This is a genomic window from Pseudomonas sp. 15A4, from assembly GCF_016925575.1.
In the GTDB taxonomy this organism is placed as follows: Bacteria; Pseudomonadota; Gammaproteobacteria; order Pseudomonadales; family Pseudomonadaceae; genus Aquipseudomonas.
The window spans coordinates 1,410,659-1,428,425 of sequence record NZ_CP068986.1; the positions used below are offsets into that span (position 1 = coordinate 1,410,659).

13 protein-coding genes and 3 pseudogenes are annotated in these 17,767 nt (G+C 59.0%); 9 read left to right on the top strand and 7 right to left on the bottom strand.

From position 1 onward, the window contains the following. The first annotated feature begins 42 nt into the window (after positions 1-42). The 6 genes and pseudogenes from JN403_RS06235 (at position 43) to JN403_RS06260 (ending at position 7,848) form a co-directional block, all read left to right on the top strand. On the top strand, positions 43-1,020 hold the full coding sequence (locus tag JN403_RS06235) for a dipeptidase (RefSeq protein ID WP_205486217.1): 978 nt from the start codon (positions 43-45) through the stop codon (positions 1,018-1,020). A gap of 87 nt (positions 1,021-1,107) precedes the next feature. Next, complete coding sequence (locus JN403_RS06240; RefSeq protein ID WP_065991251.1) at positions 1,108-1,638, top strand: 4-vinyl reductase; 531 nt, start codon at positions 1,108-1,110, stop codon at positions 1,636-1,638. 15 nt (positions 1,639-1,653) lie between these two features. After that, entirely contained in the window at positions 1,654-3,714 is a 2,061-nt protein-coding gene (dgcA, locus tag JN403_RS06245; RefSeq protein ID WP_205486227.1) for a dimethylglycine demethylation protein DgcA, read from the top strand. A gap of 161 nt (positions 3,715-3,875) precedes the next feature. Continuing rightward, a complete protein-coding gene (dgcB, locus tag JN403_RS06250) occupies positions 3,876-5,837 on the top strand; it encodes a dimethylglycine demethylation protein DgcB (RefSeq protein WP_205486236.1) in 1,962 nt (653 codons plus the stop codon). Then, positions 5,837-7,056, top strand: a pseudogene (locus JN403_RS06255) (electron transfer flavoprotein subunit alpha/FixB family protein). Before dgcB ends, JN403_RS06255 begins: the two are co-directional and overlap by 1 nt. Further along, positions 7,046-7,848, top strand: a pseudogene (locus JN403_RS06260) (electron transfer flavoprotein subunit beta). Before JN403_RS06255 ends, JN403_RS06260 begins: the two co-directional pseudogenes overlap by 11 nt. Before the next feature lie 27 nt (positions 7,849-7,875). Here the strand turns inward: JN403_RS06260 and JN403_RS06265 are convergent. The 5 genes from JN403_RS06265 to JN403_RS06285 all read right to left on the bottom strand — a co-directional run bounded on the left by JN403_RS06265 (position 7,876) and on the right by JN403_RS06285 (position 12,799). After that, positions 7,876-8,427 (bottom strand): hypothetical protein, encoded by a 552-nt coding sequence (locus tag JN403_RS06265; RefSeq protein ID WP_240356827.1) that lies wholly within the window; start codon positions 8,425-8,427, stop codon positions 7,876-7,878. A 973-nt stretch (positions 8,428-9,400) separates the two neighbouring features. After that, positions 9,401-10,510 carry an ATP-binding cassette domain-containing protein gene (locus tag JN403_RS06270; RefSeq protein ID WP_205486245.1) on the bottom strand — a complete coding sequence of 370 codons (1,110 nt, stop codon included), beginning with the start codon at positions 10,508-10,510 and terminating at the stop codon, positions 9,401-9,403. Positions 10,511-10,521: 11 nt separating this feature from the next. Continuing rightward, positions 10,522-10,944 carry an ABC transporter ATP-binding protein gene (locus JN403_RS06275; RefSeq protein ID WP_205486247.1) on the bottom strand — a complete coding sequence of 141 codons (423 nt, stop codon included), beginning with the start codon at positions 10,942-10,944 and terminating at the stop codon, positions 10,522-10,524. Between the two features lie 376 nt (positions 10,945-11,320). Continuing rightward, on the bottom strand, positions 11,321-12,619 hold the full coding sequence (gbcA, locus tag JN403_RS06280; protein ID WP_205486256.1) for a glycine-betaine demethylase subunit GbcA: 1,299 nt from the start codon (positions 12,617-12,619) through the stop codon (positions 11,321-11,323). Positions 12,620-12,622: 3 nt separating this feature from the next. Then, positions 12,623-12,799 (bottom strand): hypothetical protein, encoded by a 177-nt coding sequence (locus JN403_RS06285; protein WP_163022121.1) that lies wholly within the window; start codon positions 12,797-12,799, stop codon positions 12,623-12,625. Between the two features lie 147 nt (positions 12,800-12,946). Here JN403_RS06285 and gbcB point away from each other — a divergent pair, with 147 nt between their 5' ends. Beyond that, a complete protein-coding gene (gbcB, locus tag JN403_RS06290; protein WP_122536474.1) occupies positions 12,947-14,047 on the top strand; it encodes a glycine-betaine demethylase subunit GbcB in 1,101 nt (366 codons plus the stop codon). 72 nt (positions 14,048-14,119) lie between these two features. On the opposite strand, the gene JN403_RS06295 is transcribed toward gbcB, so the two are convergent. After that, positions 14,120-15,745 carry a methyl-accepting chemotaxis protein gene (locus tag JN403_RS06295; protein ID WP_205486258.1) on the bottom strand — a complete coding sequence of 542 codons (1,626 nt, stop codon included), beginning with the start codon at positions 15,743-15,745 and terminating at the stop codon, positions 14,120-14,122. A 315-nt stretch (positions 15,746-16,060) separates the two neighbouring features. Between JN403_RS06295 and JN403_RS06300 the strand changes: the two genes are divergently transcribed. Both JN403_RS06300 and JN403_RS06305 read left to right on the top strand, forming a co-directional pair. Next, the gene (locus JN403_RS06300) at positions 16,061-16,294 is read left to right on the top strand and encodes a hypothetical protein (protein ID WP_065991261.1); all 234 of its coding nucleotides are present in this window, start codon (positions 16,061-16,063) and stop codon (positions 16,292-16,294) included. Then, positions 16,291-16,593: a cell division protein ZapA gene (locus tag JN403_RS06305; protein ID WP_205486260.1), complete on the top strand. Its 303-nt coding sequence runs from the start codon at positions 16,291-16,293 to the stop codon at positions 16,591-16,593. Before JN403_RS06300 ends, JN403_RS06305 begins: the two co-directional genes overlap by 4 nt. A gap of 67 nt (positions 16,594-16,660) precedes the next feature. On the opposite strand, the pseudogene JN403_RS06310 reads toward JN403_RS06305, so the two are convergent. Further along, positions 16,661-17,700: pseudogene (locus tag JN403_RS06310) on the bottom strand (low specificity L-threonine aldolase). Positions 17,701-17,767 lie beyond the last annotated feature (67 nt).

Here is a 17,767-nt window from a genome sequence, read left to right on the forward strand (position 1 = left end):
GGCGGACCTTCCGGCCATTAAAGAACCCCAGGGGACCGCCTGATGAGCCCAGCCGAATTACACGCCGACAGCATCGTCATTGACGGGTTGATCATTGCCAAATGGAACCGTGAGCTGTTCGAAGACATGCGCAAAGGCGGCCTGACCATGGCCAACTGCACAGTTTCGGTGTGGGAAGGTTTTCAGCAGACCGTTAACAGCATCGCCTCCAGCCAGAAACTGATTCGTGAAAACAGCGACCTGGTGATCCAGGTGCGCAACACGGCCGACATACGCAAAGCCAAGGAACTGGGCAAGACCGGCATCCTGTTCGGCTTCCAGAATGCCCATGCTTACGAGGACCAGATCGGCTACGTCGAGATCTTCAAACAGCTGGGCGTTGGCATCGTGCAGATGTGCTACAACACCCAGAATCTGGTGGGCACCGGCTGCTACGAGCGCGACGGCGGCCTGTCAGGTTTCGGTCGTGAAATCGTCGCTGAGATGAACCGCGTCGGCGTCATGTGCGACCTCTCCCATGTTGGCTCAAAGACCTCCGAGGAAGTCATCCTCGAATCGAAGAAGCCAGTGACCTACTCCCACTGCCTGCCTTCGGGCCTCAAAGAACACCCGCGCAACAAATCCGACGCGGAGCTTAAGTTCATCGCCGATCACGGCGGCTTTGTCGGCGTGACCATGTTCGCGCCGTTCCTGGCCAAGGGCATTGATTCGACCATCGACGATTACGCCGAAGCCATCGAGTACGTGATGAACATCGTCGGCGAAGACGCCATCGGCATCGGCACTGATTTCACCCAGGGCCACGGCCAGGAATTCTTCGAATACCTGACCCATGACAAAGGCTACGCCCGCCGCCTGACCAACTTCGGCAAGATCATCAACCCACTGGGCATCCGCACCGTCGGCGAATTTCCGAACCTCACCGAAACCCTGCTCAAACGCGGCCACGCCGAGCGCGTGGTGCGCAAGATCATGGGCGAAAACTGGGTTCGCATTCTGGGCGACGTCTGGGGCGAATAAGCCTCCGGCCCCACGCGCCGAGCACTGAATTTTCCCTCTCCCCTTGCGGAGAGGGCATCCACTCGAATTTTCCGGAGTTAAGTTTCCATGGCCAAGATCGCCCCGCAATTGCCAATCGAAGTCGACAGCGAGACCGGTGTCTGGACCTCCGACGCCCTGCCGATGCTGTACGTGCCGCGCCATTTCTTCGTCAACAACCACATGGGCATCGAAGAAGTACTGGGCGCCGAGGCGTACGCCGAAATCCTTTACAAGGCCGGCTACAAGTCCGCCTGGCACTGGTGCGAGAAAGAAGCCGAATGCCATGGCATCGAAGGCGTTGCGGTGTTCGAGCACTACATGAATCGTCTGTCCCAGCGCGGTTGGGGCCTGTTCAAGATTCAGGACATCGATCTGGAAAAAGGCACCGCCAGCGTCAAGCTTGAGCACTCGGCCTTCGTTTACGTCTACGGCAAAGTGGGGCGCAAGGTCGATTACATGTTCACCGGCTGGTTTGCCGGCGCCATGGACCAAGTCCTGGAAGCCAGCGGCAGCAAAATCCGCACCGTGGCCGAGCAGGTTTACGGCGGATCCGAAGAAGGCCACGACGACGGCCTGTTTGTCGTCAAGCCGTTGTAAGTCGAGGTTTCCGTCATGGCTTTCGAAGCGATGTTTCAACCGATTCAGATCGGTAAATTGACCATACGCAACCGCGTATTGAGTACCGCGCACGCCGAGGTCTACGCCACCGACGGCGGTATGACCACCGACCGTTACGTGAAGTACTACGAGGAGAAAGCCAAGGGCGGCATCGGTCTGGCCATTTGCGGCGGTTCGTCCAGCGTGGCCATCGACAGCCCACAAGGCTGGTGGAAATCGGTCAACCTGGCGACTGACAAGATCATTCCGCACTTCCAGAACCTCGCTGACGCCATGCACAAGCATGGCGCCAAGATCATGATCCAGATTACCCACATGGGCCGTCGCTCCCGTTGGGACGGTGATCATTGGCCGACGCTGATGTCGCCCTCGGGCATCCGCGAGCCGGTACACCGTGCGACCTGCAAGACCATCGAGCCGGAAGAAATCTGGCGCGTGATCGGCAACTACGCCAGCGCGGCGGCCCGTGCCAAGGCCGGCGGTCTGGACGGCGTTGAGTTGTCGGCCGTGCACCAGCACATGATCGACCAGTTCTGGAGCCCACGGGTCAACAAGCGTACTGACGAGTGGGGCGGCAGCTTTGAAAACCGCATGCGTTTCGGCCTGGAAGTGATCAAGGCCGTGCGCAAGGAAGTCGGTCCGGACTTTTGCGTGGGCCTGCGCCTGTGCGGCGACGAGTTCCACCCGGACGGCCTCAGCCACGAAGACATGAAGGAAATCGCTAGGTACTACGACCAGACCGGCATGATCGACTTCATCGGGGTGGTGGGATCGGGCTGCGACACGCACAACACCCTCGCCAACGTTATCCCGAACATGAGTTATCCACCGGAGCCATTTCTGCATCTGGCGGCCGGGATCAAGGAAGTGGTCAAGGCGCCGGTCCTGCACGCGCAGAACATCAAGGACCCGAATCAGGCGACGCGCATCCTCGAAGGCGGCTACGTCGACATGGTCGGCATGACCCGCGCGCACATCGCCGACCCGCACCTGATCACCAAGATCAAAATGGGTCAGGTCGATCAGATCCGTCAGTGCGTCGGTGCCAACTACTGCATCGACCGTCAGTACCAGGGCCTGGACGTGCTGTGCATCCAGAACGCCGCGACGTCCCGTGAATACATGGGCGTGCCGCACATCATCGAAAAGACCACCGGTGTGAAGCGCAAGGTGGTGATCGTCGGGGCAGGGCCTGCGGGGATGGAAGCGGCGCGCGTCTCGGCCGAGCGGGGCCACGACGTCACTTTGTTCGAGAAGAAAGACGCCATCGGCGGCCAGATCACCACGGCATCGAAAGCGCCGCAGCGCGATCAGATCGCCGGCATCACGCGCTGGTATCAGCTGGAGCTGGCTCGCCTGAAAGTGGATTTGCGCCTTGGCACGGCGGCAGACATTGCGACCATCATGGACCTGCGCCCGGACGTGGTGGTGCTGGCGGTCGGCGGTCATCCATTCGTGGAGCAGAACGAGCACTGGGGCGCGGCCGAAGGGTTGGTCGTCAGCAGTTGGGATGTGCTTGACGGCAAAGTCGCGCCGGGCAAGAACGTGCTGGTCTACGACACCATCTGCGAATTCACCGGCATGTCCGTGGCAGATTTTCTCGCCGACAAGGGTAGCCAGGTCGAGATCGTCACCGACGACATCAAGCCGGGTGTGGCCATCGGCGGCACGTCGTTCCCGACCTACTACCGCAGCATGTACCCGAAGGAAGTGATCATGACCGGCGACCTTATGCTGGAAAAGGTTTACCGCGAAGGCGACAAGTTGGTGGCCGTGCTGGAGAACGAATACACCGGCGCCAAAGAGGAGCGGGTGATCGATCAGGTGGTGATCGAGAACGGCGTGCGTCCTGACGAGGAGCTTTATTACGGGATGAAGGAAGGGTCGCGCAACAAGGGTCAGATCGACATCGACGCGCTGTTCGCGATTCAGCCGCAGCCTTCATTGAGTCAGTCAGGTGACGGGTATCTGCTGTTTCGCATCGGCGATTGCGTGGCTCAACGCAATACCCATGCGGCGATCTATGACGCACTCAGGCTGTGTAAGGATTTCTAGCGGCCGGCACACAACCCTGTAGGAGTGAGCTTGCTCGCGAAAGCGGCCGGTATGTCGACATCCATGTTGAATGTCAGTACGGCTTCGCGAGCAAGCTCACTCCTACAGGAATCGAGTAAGGCATCCCGACCTGCAAGACCCTGAGTCTTTGGGAGCTCCACATGTTAAACACCCTTCTTCCCATCCTGCTTTTCGCTGCCCTGGCCCTCGCGGTCCTCGGCGCGCTGCGGCGGGTAAGTCTGTGGCGCAACGGGCGTGCCGCCAAGGTCGACCTGCTCGGCGGATTGCTGGCGATGCCCAAGCGGTACATGGTCGATCTGCACCACGTCGTCGCGCGGGACAAATACATCGCCAACACCCACGTGGCCACGGCTGGCGGTGCGGTGGCGTCGATCGTCCTGGCGATTCTGGTTCATGGATTCGGCCTGCATAACCGCGTCCTTGGTTACGCGCTGTTGCTGATGTCGGCGGTGATGTTTGTGGGCGCAATCTTTATGTACCTGCGTCGACGCAATCCGCCGAGTAGGCTGTCGAAAGGCCCGTGGATGCGCCTGCCGAAAAGCCTGCTGGCGTTCTCGGGTTCGTTCTTTATCGTCACGTTGCCCGTTGCGGGCGTGCTGCCGGCGAACTTCGGCGGTTGGTTGCTGGCGATCATTCTGGGCATCGGTGTGCTGTGGGGTGTGTGCGAATTGTTCCTCGGGATGACCTGGGGCGGCCCAATGAAACACGCCTTCGCTGGCGCGTTGCACCTGGCGTGGCACCGCCGTCCGGAGCGCTTCGGCGGTGGCCGCTCTACGGGGCTGAAACCCCTCGATCTCACCGACAAAACCGCGCCGCTGGGCGTGGAGAAACCCAAGGACTTCACCTGGAATCAGCTGCTCGGTTTTGACGCCTGCGTGCAGTGTGGCAAATGCGAAGGTGCCTGCCCGGCCTTCGCTGCCGGCCAGCCGCTGAACCCGAAAAAGCTGATACAGGACATGGTCGTCGGCCTGGCGGGCGGCACCGATGCCCACTTCGCCGGCAGCCCTTATCCGTCCCTCGACGGCCAGGGCAAACCCATTGGCGAGCATGGCGGCAACCCCCATCAACCCATCGTCAACGGGCTGGTCAACGCCGACACCCTGTGGTCGTGCACGACCTGCCGGGCCTGCGTGGAAGAGTGCCCGATGATGATCGAGCACGTGGACACGATCGTCGACATGCGCCGGCATCTGACGCTCGAAAAAGGCGCCACCCCCAATAAGGGCGCCGAGGTTCTGGAAAACCTGATCGCGACCGACAACCCGGGTGGCTTCGCCCCGGGCGGACGCATGAACTGGGCGGCCGACCTGAACCTTGACCTCATGAGCCACAAGAAAACCGTGGACGTGCTGTTCTGGGTCGGTGACGGCGCGTTCGACATGCGCAATCAGCGGACCTTGCGCGCCTTCGTCAAAGTACTGAAAGCCGCCAAGGTCGACTTCGCCGTGCTGGGGCTGGAAGAACGCGACAGCGGCGATGTGGCCCGTCGTCTGGGCGATGAGGCGACGTTCCAGATGCTCGCCAGACGCAACATCCAGACGCTGGCGCAGTACGAGTTCAAGCGCATCGTCACCTGCGACCCACACAGCTTTCACGTGCTGAAAAACGAATACGGCGCGTTCGAAGGCCACTACGTCGTACAGCACCACAGCACGTATCTGGCGGAGCTGATCGGCGACGGCGCGTTGAAGCTGGGCCAGCACAAAGGCACCAGCGTTACCTATCACGATCCGTGCTACCTCGGCCGTTACAACGGCGAATACCAGGCGCCGCGCGATGTGCTGCGTGCGCTGGGCATCGAGGTCAAGGAAATGGTCCGATCCGGGTTCCGCTCACGTTGCTGCGGCGGCGGTGGCGGCGCGCCGATCACTGACATTCCCGGCAAGCAACGCATCCCGGACATGCGCATGGATGACATCCGCGAGACCGGCGCCGAGCTGGTCGCCGTGGGTTGTCCGCAGTGCACCGCGATGCTCGAAGGTGTTGTGGAGCCACGGCCCATGATCAAGGACATCGCCGAGCTGGTGGCTGACGCACTGCTGGAAGATACCGCGCCGGTAAAACCGGCGGCGGCCCGACGTGAACCTGCGGAGGCGCATTAATGAGCGACATTATCCGCCGCGACCCACGTGCTGAATGGATCGCACGAAACCGGCTGCATCCGCTGCACGCTGCCATGCAACCGGCGCAAGCCAGCTGGATGGGCCCGAACGGTGTCCTGCGTAAAAACGTACATGGCGCCGGTTTTATCGGTCCCAACGGCCTTAAGCGCATTGATCGCAGCGGTGCGCAACAGGGCGGCACGGTCAAACGCTCCGTGTCTGTGGAAGTGCAGTTGCCGCTGCATCGGATTGCGACGCCTGCTTTCTATGTCGCTGTCGTCCCCGACATGGTCGGCGGCCGGTTGAGCAACCACGACCGTGACCTGCTCGGCCTGGCCCATGCGCTGGCCGGCAACGAGGGCGCTGTTCTGGCGGTGATATTTGGCGAGCACAAAGAGACGACGTTCGATACTGCTGGCGTTGATCGTCTGTTGATACTGGAAGGCAGCGTGTTCAGTGGTTATTCGCCCGAGCAGCGGGTACAGGGTCTGCGGGCTGTGGATAACCAGTTCGACCCGCATCACTGGTTGCTGCCCGACAGCCGAAACGGCGGGGAGAGTTGGGACGCCGTTTTGCGGCGAGCCTGGGAGAGCGACCGTCGACGCGAGTCTGGCAAGTGGCTGGCGAACAGTGCATCGGGCGCGCCGGTGCGGGAGCGCAAGACCTGTTGCGCCCCGTGTCACGCTTGATCCTCGCCCAGGCGGAATGCGCCGAACCGGTTAGTGAGACCCGGCACGAAGTACTGCCCGTCCAGTTATCCACAGCAGTTGTACGCAGCTTGCCGCGCATTGAGGACCTTGGCGCGGTGGCGGTCGATCCGGCACTTATCCCCATGTCTGAAGCTGAATTTATCTTTTCGGGTGGTAACGGGGTCAAGGACTGGGCGCTGTTTCACCGCACCGCCGTCGCATTGGGCGCCACTGAGGGCGCATCCCGGGTGGCGGTGGACGATGGCTTCATGATGCGCGATCGCCAGGTGGGTGCGTCCGGCACTTGGGTCACTGCCCGGGTTTACGTGGCGGTCGGAATTTCCGGCGCGATCCAGCATTTACAGGGCATTGGCGCCTGCGACAAGGTGGTGGCCATCAACCTTGACCCGACCTGCGACATGATCAAGCGTGCTGATCTGTCGGTGATCGGAGAGAGTTCGGCCATTCTCGAAGCGCTGATAGAGGCGGTGGACACTTATCGAAATGGGGCGAAGCGCAATGCAGCCTGAAATGGAGGGGCCTGTGGATAAAGATGCGCTGCACGTCATCAGCCTCGTCTCCGTCGGCGCGCACCCGACGTCAGGACGTCCCCGTCGCGCCGAGCAGGATGCCCGCGCGGTTGAACTGGGTTTGCAGCTGGCTGGGGATAACTTGCACGTGTTGCATGCGGGTAATGCCGAAGAACCCGCCTTGCGTGGCTACCTGGGTATGGGCGTGGACGAGCTCCATGTGCTTGCCCAGCCGCCAGGCGCGGACGCAGTGCCTGGACTGACGGATTACATTCGTGAGTCGGGCGTGCAACTGGTGCTGACCGGCAGTCAGGCCGAGACTGGCGAAGGGTCCGGCATGCTTCCCTATTTGTTGGCCGAATCGCTCGGCTGGCCGCTCGTGGTGGGCCTTGCCGAGGTTGAGTCCATGAGCAATGGCAGCGCCCAAGTGCTGCAGGCGCTCCCCGAGGTCAGCGTCGCCGACTCAAAGTACGACTGCCGTTTCTGGCGACTGTGGATAACGCAGCACCGAAACCCCGTCAAAGCGCATACGGCCCGGCCCAGCGCGGTTTGCTGGATGTGGAAGAGGTCGAGGTGGTCATCGATGAAGTGTTCACCGGCGCAGACCTGACGCCCGCGAAACCACGGCCAAAACGCTTGAAGGTCATCAAAGCCAAAAGCGGCGCTGATCGTATGAAGGCCGCAACGGCGAAAGCGAGCGGAGGCGGTGGGCAGGTGCTCAAAGGGGTGACTGCTCAGGAGGGGGCTGCGGCGATTTTGAAATTGTTGGTGGAGGAGGGGGTGGTTCGCTGAGTGGGTTTCAGCATTGAGGAAGGCGTCCTAAGTGGCGCCTTTTTCATTTGGAGGTGATTTCTCGGGCAACCGGCTTTCAACGGCTTGCTCCGCTAATGGGACATCAATAATCGCCACATCGAAAACGTGTTCAATGACCTGCCGAGGTCCTTGTTTGAGGCTCCAGGTAAAGAACACCAAGCACCCAACCAGCAGGACGAAACAGCCTGAGCCAACGACGCTTTGAGACACACCTGACCAGAATCCGGGTCTGAATGATCGGATCTCGTTATTCGCCTTGGCTGAGTACAGCTCCTCAAGCTCTTTTGCTTCATTCGCGAATGATGTTTCCAGAAAACTCACTGCCAACTGGGCCGCCTGGTTTCTGTAAACATCCAGCTGCGAAGCGTTGTTGCTGATGTCATGGAAAGCCGTTAGATCGGAGTCTTTCGGATCCTCTCCGTGCTTCGCGATGAAAGCCTGGATGTACTCGATTTTCTGCCGCTTGTAGCTCGAATAAGCAAGCTTGCCCAGAATGTCGCTCTCATCCGCGACGAGTGCCTTATAGATGTAGTTGTAGCCTCCTCTCGCCATGGTCATCAGGTTCGCTGCATTTTTGCGTAGGCGGAGGCGAATGCGCTTTTAATCTCCTGAAGCGTTCGGGGTCTGTAGGTCACGATACCCAGCAGCTCCCGCGGAAGGCGGGTGGGCCGTCCGCGTTGTTCTATGAGCTGAGCGTTTGCCCGTACGACAACCTGCTCAGAAAACCGGACTCTTGATGTCATTCTTGGCCACTCCAAATCGATGATGGGCGGCAGTCTAACGCTCAAAAAAGATATGAATGTCAGACGCGTCTGATTCGGTTTGTAAGTTTCGGTATTACCCACAATCGCTGTTGATCCGCCTGTGGATAAACTGTTCGGCCATTGCTACAGACCATGTTGACTGTGGCTTTCAAGCAGGTGGTCAATTTTTAATCGCTCTATCCCGCGGATTCTTATAGGTTTTTTCCACAAGCCAGGCCTCGCGGTCCGTGTTCTTACCCACATTCTCTGTGTGCGGGCGTGTGGATAAGATGTTTGTGATCCGCTGTAGCCCCTGTATTCCGTGGTCTGTGGAATGGTGGTCAAATTTTGACCAATAACAGCTCTAGCGCGTCCGTTTGCGTCTCTGACCGTCATTATCACGCCCATTGCACGCTTTTCCACAGCGATGGGGAGACTTACGCACATAGGCTGTTGGTGCTTCTGTGGATAACATGTTCGCGGTCAGGGTTGGGCCCCTGAATCCGGCGCGTTGAGCGATATGCTCAAAAAATGATCAACGATTTGCGCTGAATAATGACGAAGCGGCATTGAATCGCGCTAATACCTCCAAATCTTCAAACCTGATGGCGTTGTAAATCTCCTCAATCGGCACGGAGGTGAGGAGCCTCGCCGTTTGGTTCAATAGCCTCGTATCTACGCCAGCGCCTGCGCAACGACCCCGTCGTTTTGCAATTCGCTCCAGGGGCCGTCTGCAATGACCTCGCCGTTTTTCAACACAATCACACGATCGAAACGGGACAGCGCAGTCATGTCGTGGGTAGCGCACACCAGCCCCTTTTATGGAAGTGCTCGAACAGAGTGCTCCACACACCCAGGGCAGTTTCCTGATCCAGAGCCGATGTTGGCTCGTCGAACAAGTTGAAATCTCCAGGGCGATTGATTAGCCGGAGCAGTGAAAGTCGCTTTGCTTCGCCTCCGGAAATGTTTACTGCGCCTTCAGCTATTGATCGGTAGGCGGCCAGGTGTGCCACGCCAAGATCGTCAAGGATTCGGGGGCGGTGGTCTGACATGGGTTGATCAAAGAGCACAGAGTGTTTGAATGTGCCTTCAAGAAACACTGGGTCTTGAGGACAGTAGCGAACCCGATCCAGATACGTCTGAATGTCGCACCCTCGTAATGTCCTGCCATTTATGGAAAGGGCGTGCCGGAGTGTTTTCAGCGTTCCGGCCATCGTGTCTAAAAGCGTGCTTTTGCCGGCACCACTGGGCCCGATGATCGCAACGGATTGGTCAGGCGTGAAATGCAGCTTACAGTTCGTTACCTGAGCAACTGCGACCAATTCCAGTCTTGATAAAGGTTCAGGTAAAGGTTCTTGCGGTACCTCTACAAGATCCTCCAGTGACAAGATTTGCAGAAGCCTCTGTCTGTCTACCGAAAACTGATCCAGTGCTCGATAGGCCTCTGCCAAAGCGCTGCAATTACTGAGAAACATGCCCGCCAGCGAAAATACCGCGACCAGTTCCCCAACAGACAAACGTGGGGATAGGGAAGCCTGGTCACTGACGCCCCAGGCAAGCAGCCCGGCCGTGGACAGCCCGATGTACAACACTTTGATCGAACTGAGAACAGCACCGGTACTTGCCACTCGTGTTGCCGCGTGTGCGTACTCCGTGTAACTCTGACGAAGCGGCTTCATGGCGAGGCCGCAAGCCTTTTCGAGCTTCAGGATTTTGCCGGCTTGCAGGGTTTCGAATAGCCTGGACGACACCCTGTCTTCTTCATCATTAACGGCAATCAGATAAGGACGCCGCCAGCAGATCAGCTGGTGGTATAGCAGTATGTAGCCGACAGAAACACCCAGCAGGGTGGTGAACATCAGTGCGCCGCCCAAGTAGGCAAAGATGATCGCGATCAAAGCCAGTTCAATCAGCAGCGGGAACCCTGATGTGATGAAAAAATCAGAAACTTCTCGTGGGCAGTTATTCCTCGCTCCACGGATTTGATGAGGCCGCCAATCCGTAGGGACGAAAATTGCTCAAAGTCTTTGCCCAGTATTTTTTCAGACCATTCGGTGGAGAGGTCTGCCAGGGTTGTCTGCACGAGCTTCACCAGTTGATAAGTCTGAAGTGGGTGCAACACGGACTGCAGCAGCACAGCGCCACAAAGAACAATCAGTAAATCGCTAAGTATGAGTGAAGCGACATCTTCTGCGACAGAGAGGTTATCAATAATCTTCCCCAGCAACAGGGCTGGCGCTAGGGTGGACAGCTTCAATAGAACGGTAAGTGCGGTGGCGCTTATGAACAGTCTTTTCCTGGAGCTTAGTGTTTCACTGATAAATTCCATCATCCGCATATTTACCTCAGGAAGCACACGTCGTGATGAGCGTTTTCAAACGGCCCGTTATTCGTTGCGAGTGCGGTACTGATAGCAGGCGTTGATCGTCATTCACATAGATTGCTGAGGTGAAACTTCTGATCGTTCTGTAGGCTGCTTCGGCTGTGTTGTAGGCTGACCTGCATAAGTCTCTGAATTGATTAACGCTTCGGTGTAGGAAATTCGGACTGACCAGACACAGCTGCTGCGAGCACCCTGCTGAGCCCTTACTCAAAACTCGCGCCCGCTCACCAAAACGCACCGCGGGCAAGCGCGCTCCTACAGCTCGAATGTCTGTAGAAACGCGGTTGCCCGCGAAGGTGTCAGTCCAAATCCGACAGGTAAAACCCTACTCGTGGTTAACCGCCACGCCCTTCAAATACGAAGCCGGTTCCGCGCCCATGTTTTCCAGCAATTTGGCGCTGTACCAGTCGATGAAATTCACCACGCCGAACTCGTAGGTCTTCGAATACGGCCCCGGCTGGTAAGCAACGGAGTTGATGCCGCGCTGATTTTCTTCAGCCAGCCTACGGTCCTGGTCGTTGGTGGCGTCCCAGACCTCACGCAGGCGCGCGACGTCGTAGTCCACGCCTTCGACAGCATCCTTGTGCACCAGCCATTTAGTGGTAACGAGGGTTTCTTGTGCGCTGACCGGCCACACGGTGAATACGATGACGTGGTCGCCCATGCAGTGGTTCCACGAGTGGGGCAGGTGCAGGATGCGCATCGAGCCCAGGTCCGGGTTCTGGATGCGGCCCATCAGTTTTTTGCTGCCTTGCTTGCCATCCATCGTCATCGAGACGGTGCCTTTGAGCAGCGGCATGCGCACGATGCGGTTGCGCAGGCCAAAGCTGGCGTGGGCGAAGGGAATCTTTTCCGCTTCCCAGGCGGCGGCGGAGGCAGCGACGTGGTCCTTGAAAGCCTGGTCGGCGCGCGGGTCGGTGACGTCGTCCCACTCCAGCAAGGTGTTCAGCAGTTCGGGGTGCGAGGCATTGCAGTGGTAGCACTCGCGATTGTTCTCCAGCACCAACTTCCAGTTGGCTTTTTCGACCAGGGTGGTTTGCACCGCCACCTTGGTGTTCTCCATGTCGTACGGTTCCATGTAGTGATTCAGCGTCTGCAGGAACGCGTCGATGGCGGGAGGGTTGCTGGCCATGCTGATGAAAATGTACCCGCCCGCCACTTTGCAATGCACCGGCTTGAGGCCGAACTGCTTCATGTCGAAGTCCGCACCCATTTCGGTACCGGCATACAGCAGGCGACCATCGAGTTCGTAGGTCCACTGGTGGTAAGGACAGACCAGCTTGGCAACCTTGCCTTTTTCCTTGGTGCACAGGCGCGAACCGCGGTGGCGGCAGACGTTGTGGCACGCATTGATCGAGCCGTCCGGTCCGCGCACGACCAGGATCGGGTTCTTGCCGATCTGGAGGGTGAGGAAGTTGCCTTTGGCCGGCACTTCACAGCTCATCCCCGCGATCAGCCATTCTTTCTGAAAGATTTCCTGCATGTCGATTTCAAACAGCCGCTCATCGCTGTAGAAAGGCTGCGGCAGCGAGTAAGTGCGCTCGCGGGTGTGCAGCATCTCGGCAGTCGCCTTGCGCGCAGGTTCCAGCGGATCGCCCAAGCTCAGAGTTGCGGTGACGTCCATCTTTCAAGTCCTCAGGCCGCGCTTGGCGCAGCCTACGAATGTGGCTGATACGGTGGGTGTGTAGCGAATCAGGTGAGGCGGCAGGGTTTCTGACGCGCCGGCCGACAGATAAAAATGCTGTAACGAATTGATGGCGAGTGTGGAGCCGGGCGCGACCCGAACCTTATCCATGGGCGACATGGCCGAATCCGTTTCCGACGGCCCGACCCCTATAGACCGGGGCTGGTCGCCATAAGTATGTGAATGTCGCTGATAGGTAAATAGACGGGTCGCCCGTTACGCAGAATCGCACCATAAGAGGCCGACCGTCGGCCGTGGAGAGTGAGTATGTCCCAGAGTTTCCTCAGCCCGGTCAACACCCAGACGTGGTCCAACGGCCGCCACCTGGTACGGGTCGTCAAAGTGATCCAGGAAACCTGGGACGTGCGCACCTTCTGCTTTATGGCGGATCAGCCGATTCTGTTCTTCTTCAAGCCCGGGCAGTTCGTCACCCTGGAGCTTGAAATCGACGGCGTGCCGATCATGCGCTCCTACACCATCTCCAGTTCGCCTTCGGTGCCGTACAGCTTTTCGATCACCATCAAGCGTGTGCCCGGCGGCAAGGTTTCAAACTGGCTGCACGACACGCTTCACGAAGGCCAGGAGCTGGCGGTGCACGGGCCGGTGGGCCTGTTCAACGCGATCGATTTCCCGAATCCGAAGATTCTCTACCTCAGCGGCGGCGTCGGCATCACGCCGGTCATGTCCATGGCGCGCTGGTACTACGACACCAACGCCAACGTCGACATGGTGTTCGTCCACAGTTCGCGCTCGCCCAAAGACATCATTTACCACCGCGAGCTGGAACAGATGGCGTCGCGAATCAACAATTTCGCTCTGCACATCGTCTGTGAGAAACATGGGTTGGGTGAGCCTTGGGCAGGCTATCGCGGTTATCTGAACCAGAAGATGCTCGAACTGATGGCCCCGGATTTCATGGAGAGAGAGGTGTTCTGCTGCGGGCCGACGCCGTACATGAGTGCGGTCAAGCGGTTGCTTGAGGCCAACGGTTTCAACATGGCGCAGTACCATGAAGAGTCCTTTGGCGCGACGCCGCCGGAAGCCCGCGCCGACGCCGTGGAACAGGCCGAACAGGCCGCCGACGCGCCCGACCTGGATGTCGCTGACTTGCATCAGGTGGAATTCACCGACACCGGCAAGAGCATTCGCGTCGCACCGGGCGAAACCGTACACGCGGCGGCTGCCAAGCTTGGGCTGATGATTCCCAAGGCCTGTGGCATGGGTATCTGCGGGACCTGCAAGGTGATGAAACTGAGCGGGGAGGTGGAGATGGAGCACAACGGCGGCATCACCGATGACGATGTAGACGAAGGCTACATCCTGGCCTGCTGCAGCGTGCCGAAGGGGGATGTGCGGATCGAGTATTGAGGCCTGACGCCGGCCTCAACCTCTCACCCTACTGGAAGAGCCGACTCGGTCTCGAGCGGCGCTTCAACGTGGTTAAACCTTGAAGCGCGCCACCATCCCGTTCAAATCCACAGCCAGACGTGACAGCTCGTTGCTGGCGGCACTGGTCTGATTCGCCCCGGTCGCCGACTGAGTCGACAGGTCACGGATGTTCACCAGGTTGCGGTCCACTTCCCGAGCGACTTGGGCTTGCTCTTCCGCAGCGCTGGCGATGACCAGGTTGCGTTCGTTGATTTCCACCACCGCGCTATTAATGGTATCCAGCGCAAGACCGGCGCCCTTGGCGATGTTAAGGGTGGACTCGGCGCGTTCGGTGCTGCTGCGCATGGAGTTAACAGCCTGCTCGGTACCGCCCTGGATGCTGCCGATCATGCGCTCGATTTCGCTGGTCGACTGCTGGGTACGGTGGGCGAGGGCGCGGACTTCATCGGCAACCACAGCAAACCCGCGACCCGCTTCACCCGCACGAGCCGCTTCGATGGCGGCGTTAAGGGCCAGCAGGTTGGTCTGGTCCGCCAGACCGCGAATCACATCCAGCACCTTGCCGATGTCACGTGACTCGCCCGCCAGATTGCCGATCAAGGTGGAGGTGCTCTGCACATCGGCGCTCATGCGCTCGATGGCGCCGACGGTTTCCTGCACCAGATCGCGGCCATCGCTGGCGGACGTGGTGGCATTCTTCGACGCTTCCGAGGTGCTCACAGCATTGCGTGCGACTTCTTCCACGGCACTGGTCATCTGGTTGACCGCGGTGGCGGCCTGTTCGATTTCGTTGTTCTGCTGGGACAGGCCACGGGCGCTCTCATCGGTGACAGCGTTCAGCTCTTCGGCTGCCGAAGCAAGCTGTGTGGCTGAGCCGGAAATGCGCTGCAAGGTGTCGCGCAGCTTGGATTGCATCTTCAGCATCGCGGCCAGTAAGCGGCCCGCTTCGTCAGTACCGTCCACTGTGATGGTGCGCGTCAGGTCACCTTCGGCAATGTCCTCGGCAGCGTGCAGTGCCGATGCGATAGGTCGGGTAATGCTGTTGGTCAGCAACCAGGCGAACAGCAAGGTCAGCGCAGTGGCAATGATCAGCAGCGTGACGACCATCGTGAACGCGGTCGAGTACTGCTGAGTCGCGTTGGCGCTGGCCTGGTTGAGCTGTTGCGTGTTCATCTCCACCAGCTTGCCGAGCACTACGTTCATCTGATCCGAGTTGGTCTGCAGGTCGGCGCTGAGCAGGCGGGTCAGTTCGGTCATGTCATTGGCCTGACTCAGCGACTTCATGCGGCTCTCAAGCTGGCGATAGTCGTTGAGCAGCTGCACGTACTGGTCGTAGGCCGACTGTTCCTCTGGTGCGGAAATCAGTTTGACGTAGACGGCGCGGGCATCGTCGATCTGCTTGTTGCGCATGGCCAACAAGTCGGTGGTTTTCTGCAGCGTGTCGGGGTCGCGATTGAGCATGAGCCGGTACGACAATACGCGCAGGCGAATGCTGCCCTCGGTCAACTTATCCAGCGCCTTGATGCTCGGCATGCTGTTGGTCGCCATGACCACATTGGCGTTGTTGATCTTGTTCATCTGCGACAAAGCGAAGATGCCCAGAATCAGCATCAGCAGGCCAATGACGGAGAATCCAAGAAAGGCGCGTGGGGCGATATTCAAATTACGTAGGGACATTACGGTTCCAGGAAGGCCGCGATCCATGCGAGGCGAAAGATAAAAGCGTCAGAGATGCACGGGGTATCGGTCGGCTATATGGGGACTTGATGCCGCTGGTCTGCGCTGTGCGGTTATGTCGCACCCGCTAATCTGACGAACAGCAGGAACAAGATCGCAGAAACGTAGTCAATCAGGGCCGTTATGCGTTTGCGGAATAGAGTTGTAGAGATGCTTGTTGGTCGGTGTAGTGGCTTGGATGCCCTGATTTCACTGGTAGCTAAAGTGACTTTTCTTTATCGTACGCGCCCTTTGAAATTTGCCTGAGATATCAAAATGTTGGAAGCATCCCTAAGCCAGTTGGAAAAGCTCGTCAGTGACCTGGTACAGCACAATCAGGAGCTGCAGAACACGAACGCGCAACTCGCCGAAGAGTTGAAACAAGCCCGGGATGACAACGACAGTCTGCAGCTGAGTCTGATGGAGCAGGAAGAGAAGCAAGGCGCGACGGCTGCGCGCATCCAGGCGTTGGTTGATCGTGCCACCAGCGTCAGCGCGGTTGACGCATGATCACTGATCAGGACGGCGCCAAGGTTATTTCGATTCTGGGCAACGACTACACGATCAAGGCACCTGCCGGGCAAGAGCAGACCTTGATGGATGCGGTCTCGATGCTGAAATCGGCGCTGTTCGAAACCAAGCGCAGCTACCCGACGCTGATCGGCGATCGTCTGCTGGTGCTGGCGGCGCTGAACCTGTGCTCCAAGCAGATCGAACTCAAGCAACAACATGCCGAAGCGCTGAGCCGTTACGAAGACAAGATCAGCGCAACGGTTGAGGTGATCGAAAAGGTGATTGCTCAGAACTGAGCCACTGGTTCAGTCCATCCGCAGGCTGCTGAGGTCATGCAGCCTGCCAGTGACGAGCGAGCTATTTTCAGCTCCCCATCACCAAGCGGATGTCCGCAGCCAGCTCCCGCACGCGTGCTTCTTCGGTGTCCCACGAGCACATGAAGCGGGCGCCGCCGTTGCCGATGAACGTGTAGAAGCGCCAGCCCCTGGCGGTCAGCGCGGCAATGGCCGCTTCCGACAGTTGCAGGAACACGCCGTTGGCCTGCACGGGGAACATCAATTCCACCCCGGAATATCCCTCACCAGATCCGCCAGCAACTGCGCGCAGCGGTTGGCGTGGCGCGCGTGTTTGAGCCAGGCGTCGTTTTCCAGCAAGCCGACCCAAGGCGCCGACAGAAAGCGCATCTTCGAGGCGAGTTGACCGGCCTGCTTGCAGCGGTAGTCGAAGTCTTCGGCGAGCTTGTGGTTGAAGAACAGGATCGCCTCGCCCACCGCCATGCCGTTCTTGGTGCCACCGAAGCACAGCACATCAACTCCTGCTTTCCAGGTCAGCTCAGCAGGCGAGCAACCGAGGAAGGCGCAGGCGTTGGCAAAGCGAGCGCCGTCCATGTGCAGGTTCAGGCCCAGCTCTTTGCAGGTCTCGCTGATGGCTTTGAGCTCTTCGGGCTGATAGACGCTGCCGACTTCCGTGGCCTGGGTCAGCGTGACTACGCGGGGTTTCGGATAGTGGATGTCGGCGCGTTTGAGCGCGACTTCACGAATGGAATCAGGCGTCAGCTTGCCGTTCTCGCTGCGTGCGGTCAGCAGTTTAGAGCCGTTGGAGAAAAATTCCGGCGCGCCACATTCATCCGTTTCGACGTGGGCGGTTTCCGAGCAGATGACGCTGTGGTAGCTCTGGCAGAGCGATGACAGCGCCAGGGAGTTGGCCGCGGTGCCGTTGAAGGCGAAAAACACCTCGCAGTCTGTTTCGAACAACTGACGGAATTGATCGGCCGCGCGCGCTGTCCACTGGTCGTCGCCGTAGGCACGCTGGTGCCCGTGGTTGGCTTGTTCCATGGCCGCCCACGCTTCCGGGCAGATTCCCGAATAGTTGTCGCTGGCAAACTGCTGGCTTTGGTCTGACATGGCCGGTTCCCTGTGATCGAAGGCTGCGACTGTAACCAAAGTTGATCGGTTTGGTCATGCATTCTTG

What these genes read in the sequence shown, in the direction of transcription:
- JN403_RS06235 (WP_205486217.1), top strand. Translation starts at nt 43, where the DNA reads ATGAGCCCAGCCGAATTACACGCCGACAGCATCGTCATTGACGGGTTG.
- JN403_RS06240 (WP_065991251.1), top strand. Translation starts at nt 1,108, where the DNA reads ATGGCCAAGATCGCCCCGCAATTGCCAATCGAAGTCGACAGCGAGACC.
- dgcA (WP_205486227.1), top strand. Translation starts at nt 1,654, where the DNA reads ATGGCTTTCGAAGCGATGTTTCAACCGATTCAGATCGGTAAATTGACC.
- dgcB (WP_205486236.1), top strand. Translation starts at nt 3,876, where the DNA reads ATGTTAAACACCCTTCTTCCCATCCTGCTTTTCGCTGCCCTGGCCCTC.
- JN403_RS06265 (WP_240356827.1), bottom strand. Translation starts at nt 8,427, where the DNA reads ATGACCATGGCGAGAGGAGGCTACAACTACATCTATAAGGCACTCGTC.
- JN403_RS06275 (WP_205486247.1), bottom strand. Translation starts at nt 10,944, where the DNA reads ATGATGGAATTTATCAGTGAAACACTAAGCTCCAGGAAAAGACTGTTC.
- gbcA (WP_205486256.1), bottom strand. Translation starts at nt 12,619, where the DNA reads ATGGACGTCACCGCAACTCTGAGCTTGGGCGATCCGCTGGAACCTGCG.
- JN403_RS06285 (WP_163022121.1), bottom strand. Translation starts at nt 12,799, where the DNA reads ATGTCGCCCATGGATAAGGTTCGGGTCGCGCCCGGCTCCACACTCGCC.
- gbcB (WP_122536474.1), top strand. Translation starts at nt 12,947, where the DNA reads ATGTCCCAGAGTTTCCTCAGCCCGGTCAACACCCAGACGTGGTCCAAC.
- JN403_RS06295 (WP_205486258.1), bottom strand. Translation starts at nt 15,745, where the DNA reads ATGTCCCTACGTAATTTGAATATCGCCCCACGCGCCTTTCTTGGATTC.
- JN403_RS06300 (WP_065991261.1), top strand. Translation starts at nt 16,061, where the DNA reads ATGTTGGAAGCATCCCTAAGCCAGTTGGAAAAGCTCGTCAGTGACCTG.
- JN403_RS06305 (WP_205486260.1), top strand. Translation starts at nt 16,291, where the DNA reads ATGATCACTGATCAGGACGGCGCCAAGGTTATTTCGATTCTGGGCAAC.